Consider the following 4,127-nt stretch of genomic DNA (forward strand, 5'->3'; position numbering starts at 1 on the left):
GCGGCCTGAGCGCGGTCAGAAGGCTCAGCCCGCGAGGACCTCGCGGAGCTTCTTGCGGCTCACCTTGCCGACGCCGGTCTCGGGGAACTCGTCGATGATCTTGACGACGTCGGGGAGCTTCCACTCGGCGAGGCCGTTCTCGCGGACAAAGCGTCGGATACCAGCGAGATTCGGCGGATTGTCCGCGTCGTCGGGGATGAGATAGGCACAGGTGCGCTCACCGAGGTAGGGGTCGGCCACCGCCACCACGATGGCGTCGCGCACCGCAGGGTGTGTCAGCAACTGTTCTTCGAGTTGCTCGGCGGACACCTTCTCGCCGCCGCGGTTGACACGATCGCCTCCACGACCGCGCACCACGACGTTGCCGTCTGCCGTCAGCTCGACGACGTCGCCCGTGCGGTACCACCCGTCGGACGCGAACGACGACGCACTCGCGTCCTGCCAATACGAACGAATCGTGTACGGCCCCTGCGTCTCCAGAAAGCCCGGGCCGGCACCGGCGTCGACGCCGTCCTCGTCGACGAGCCTGATCTGGTCGTCGGCCGACATCGGACGGCCCTGCGTCGTGGTGATCACGTCGATCGGATCGTCGAGTCGCGTGTAGCAGACCAGCCCCTCAGCCATGCCGAACACCTGCTGCAATCGCACCCCGAGCGCCGGGCCGATGCGGCGTGCGAGTTCGTCAGGGCAGCGCGCTCCTCCGACCTGGATGACGTCGAGCGATGAGAGGTCGAAAGACGTTCCGGCCTCGGCGGTTTCGGTCCACAGCCGCGCGAGGGGGGGCACGAGGCCGGTCATCGTCACGCCCTCGCGTGCCACCATCTCCCATGCGACGGACGGCGCGGGCGACGCGGTGAGCGCGATTGTTCCGCCAGCACACATCGCGCCGAGAATGCCTGGCGAACTCATCGGGAAGTTGTGTGCGACGGGCAGCGTGGCGAGGTAGACGGTGTCGACGGTGACTCCGCAGAGTTCGTTGCTGCGACGCACGCTGTAGAGGTAGTCGTCATGTGTGCGCGGAATCAGCTTGGGGATGCCCGTGCTTCCACCCGAGAGCTGTAGGAAGGCCAGCTCGGCGGGGTCCGCGCGGTCGTGCTCGATCGGTTCCGAAGACAACGCGTCGAGGTCGTCGGCGTCGATCCACCGGGTGACCGAATCAACTTGTGCCGCAATGGTGTCGGCGAGTCCGCGATAGTCGAACCCCGAGTCCTCGCGTGGCGAGATGATCGTGGTGGCGCCCGCCGCGCGCGCGATACCCACGAGTTCGCCCGCTCGATGAGCGGGAAGGGTGAAGACCGGAATCGCGCCGAGTCGGAACAGCGCAAAAACGGCTTCGACATAGCAGACCCGGTTCGGGATCTGCGCCAGTACACGCTCATCGGGCGCGATACCGACTTCGACCATGCCCGCCGCGATCCGGCCGACGCGATCGTCCAGCTCCGCGTAACTGAGTCTTCGGTGGATGTCGACGACAGCGGTGCGGTCGGCGGACGCCGGGTCGGTGGCGCGAGAGCGCAGGACGTCGTCGAACGTCTCCCCCACCCACAGTCCGTCGGCTCGATACTTCGCTTCCAGTTCCGGGGGCCATGGAGACACGAGCATAAAGGTGAGGCTACCCTAATGGCGTGGCTATCCCGACGATCACCCCGTACCAGATTCCCGACGGACCGTTCCCGCAGCGCGTCGACTGGAAGTTGGAACCCTCGCGTGCCGCACTGCTGATCCACGACATGCAGAACTACTTCATCGACGCCTACGACGCGCAGGCCGAACCGATGGCGACCGCGCTCCCGAACATGGTTGCCATCCGCGCAGCCGCCACCGCCGCGGGCATACCGGTCGTCTACACGGCCCAGCCCGGCGATCAGCATCCCTCACGTCGAGGAATCCTGGCCGATTTCTGGGGCCGTGGACTCGATTCGGGCCGCGACGAGAACATCATCCCCGCACTGGCGCCGCGCAGCGGCGACATCACCGTCACCAAGTGGCGGTACTCGGGTTTCCAGCGCACCGATCTGCGACACCTGCTGGCACGCCACGGACGTGATCAGCTCATCGTGATCGGCGTCTACGCCCACATGGGCTGCATGATCAGCGCGACGGAGGCGTTCATGATGGACGTCGAACCGTTCTTCGTTGCCGACGCCGTTGCCGACTTCACCCGCGACGAACACACGATGGCGTGCGAGTACGTCGGCAAGCGTGCGGGCCGGGTCCTCACCACCCACGACGTTGTCGACGCGCTGCGCCGGGGCGCGTCGGACGCGGACACTCCCGCGCGCGGGGCGCGCAGCCATGCCTGATTCTGCGCTGCCTGATCCTGCCCTGCCTGATCCTGTGTTGCTTCAACCTGGGTCGCTCGCGGGAACACGTGCGGTTGTCACCGGCGCCGCGGGGGGTATCGGGGCAGCCGTCACCGCGTTGCTGCGCGCACACGGATCCTCCGTCGACGCGTGGGATCTGGTGCACGACAGCGGTATCCGTCGTGTCGATGTGACGGATCGGCAGGCGGTCGGTGAAGCGTGGAGGGCGGCGACGCAGACGGGCCCCGTCGATATCGTCATCTCGGCCGCCGGAGTGATGTCCGACGACTGGGATACCTGCATGGCCGTGAACGCGGGTGGGGTGCGCAATCTGCTCGACGTCTCACTCGACGACCTCACCGCGCGACGGAGCGGATCCGTCGTGGTCGTCTCGAGCAACGCGGGAGCCACCCCGCGATCGGGCCTGGCCGCGTACGGCGCATCCAAAGCCGCCGCGACGTCGTACGCACGCAGTCTCGGACTTCGGGTCGCGCCGTACGGTGTCCGCGTCAACATCGTCTCCCCCGGTTCCACCGACACGCCGATGCTGCGGGGAATGTGGACCGACGACGCTGACCGCGACCGGGTACTCGCCGGAGAACCAGATGCCTATCGACTCGGAATACCGTTGGGACGCATAGCAAGTCCCGAAGATGTTGCATCGACGGTGGTATTCCTCGCGTCGAACGCCGCACGCCACATCACCATGCACGACCTTCGCGTCGACGGAGGTGCGACGTTGGACATGTGATGTGCGATGTACCGTCCGAAACTGACATACCCGACACAGACGATTGGATTGAAGTGAAGAAAACGCGCGCGACGCGGGCACTCGCGGTTCTGCTGACAGCAGGACTCATCGGTTTCCTGGCCGCATGCTCGTCCTCGGAGGACGACGCATCGTCGTCGTCATCGGAATCGTTCGCCCCCGTGACGATCGACCACGAGTTCGGCAGCACCACGATCGACAAGAAGCCGACCAAGGTGGTCAGCCTGATCACCGACTGGACCGACACCCTTGCGGCGCTGGATATCCCGATCACCGCTGAGTTCGTTCCGCAGGGCACCCCGAGCTTCGAGTGGACGCCCAAGCACGACTCCGAGGTGATCCAGGTTGCAGACATCTCGCAGGTCAGCGTCGGCGAGATCGCCAAGTACCAACCGGATCTGATCCTGGCAGGCTATGTCGGCGACAAGAGCCGCTACGACAAGCTGGCTGAGATCGCACCGACGATCCCCGTCCTGACCAAGGGCGCGACGGTCGATACGTGGGAGAAGATCGCCACCACCACCGGGCAGATCTTCGGCAAGCAGCAGCAGGCAACCGAACTCGTCGACTCGACGAACAAGAAGATCTCCGACTTCAAGGCGAAGTACCCCGCGGCCGTCGGCAAGACGTTCACCTTCGCACAGGTCGGTCCGACCGGCCAGGTCGGTGCGATCAACACCACCGACGATGCCGCCGCAGGTCTGATCGCCCAGCTCGGTTTCACCCTGAACCCGAAGGTCGCAGCGGAGCACAAGGAGGGTTCGACGCGCTCGCTCATCTCTGCCGAGCGAATCGACCTGCTCGACTCGGATCTGCTCGTTGTCTACACCCCGGGCGGCGATCCCGCTGTCGCAGAGCGTGTTCCGGGTTGGTCGTCGCTGCCCGCGGTCCAGAAGGGCACCGTGGTGTTCCTCGACGACAAGACGCAGCCCGCATTCAGCGTGCCCAGCGCACCGTCGGTCGGATTCGTGATCAACACCCTCGATCCCGTGGCCGCCAAGTTCTGAGGCCTGCGCCGGGGAGAGAAACCCACCACAAAGACTGCGTCCCGCTCA

At 65.8% G+C, this 4,127-nt stretch carries 4 protein-coding genes; 3 read left to right on the plus strand and 1 reads right to left on the minus strand.

Annotation, left to right across the window (positions count from 1 at the left end; genetic code table 11):
• Nucleotides 1-24 precede the first annotated feature (24 nt).
• Nucleotides 25-1,602: a (2,3-dihydroxybenzoyl)adenylate synthase gene (locus B3T59_RS16300; RefSeq protein ID WP_287004329.1), complete on the minus strand. Its 1,578-nt coding sequence runs from the start codon at nt 1,600-1,602 to the stop codon at nt 25-27.
• Nucleotides 1,603-1,625: 23 nt separating this feature from the next.
• Between B3T59_RS16300 and B3T59_RS16305 the strand changes: the two genes are divergently transcribed.
• Genes B3T59_RS16305 through B3T59_RS16315 form a run of 3 tightly spaced genes read left to right on the plus strand, consistent with a single transcriptional unit; the run spans nt 1,626 to nt 4,079 of the window.
• Nucleotides 1,626-2,303, plus strand: a complete 678-nt coding sequence (locus tag B3T59_RS16305) for an isochorismatase family protein (protein ID WP_251721400.1) — start codon at nt 1,626-1,628, stop codon at nt 2,301-2,303.
• Nucleotides 2,296-3,054, plus strand: coding sequence for an SDR family oxidoreductase (locus B3T59_RS16310; RefSeq protein WP_231894372.1), 759 nt, complete (start codon nt 2,296-2,298; stop codon nt 3,052-3,054). The genes B3T59_RS16305 and B3T59_RS16310 overlap by 8 nt, the downstream gene beginning before the upstream one ends.
• A gap of 53 nt (nt 3,055-3,107) precedes the next feature.
• A complete protein-coding gene (locus B3T59_RS16315; RefSeq protein ID WP_049697525.1) occupies nt 3,108-4,079 on the plus strand; it encodes an ABC transporter substrate-binding protein in 972 nt (323 codons plus the stop codon).
• Nucleotides 4,080-4,127 lie beyond the last annotated feature (48 nt).

The sequence above is a fragment of the Gordonia sp. UBA7860 genome (genome assembly GCF_002500165.1).
In the GTDB taxonomy this organism is placed as follows: domain Bacteria; phylum Actinomycetota; class Actinomycetes; order Mycobacteriales; family Mycobacteriaceae; genus Gordonia; species Gordonia sputi.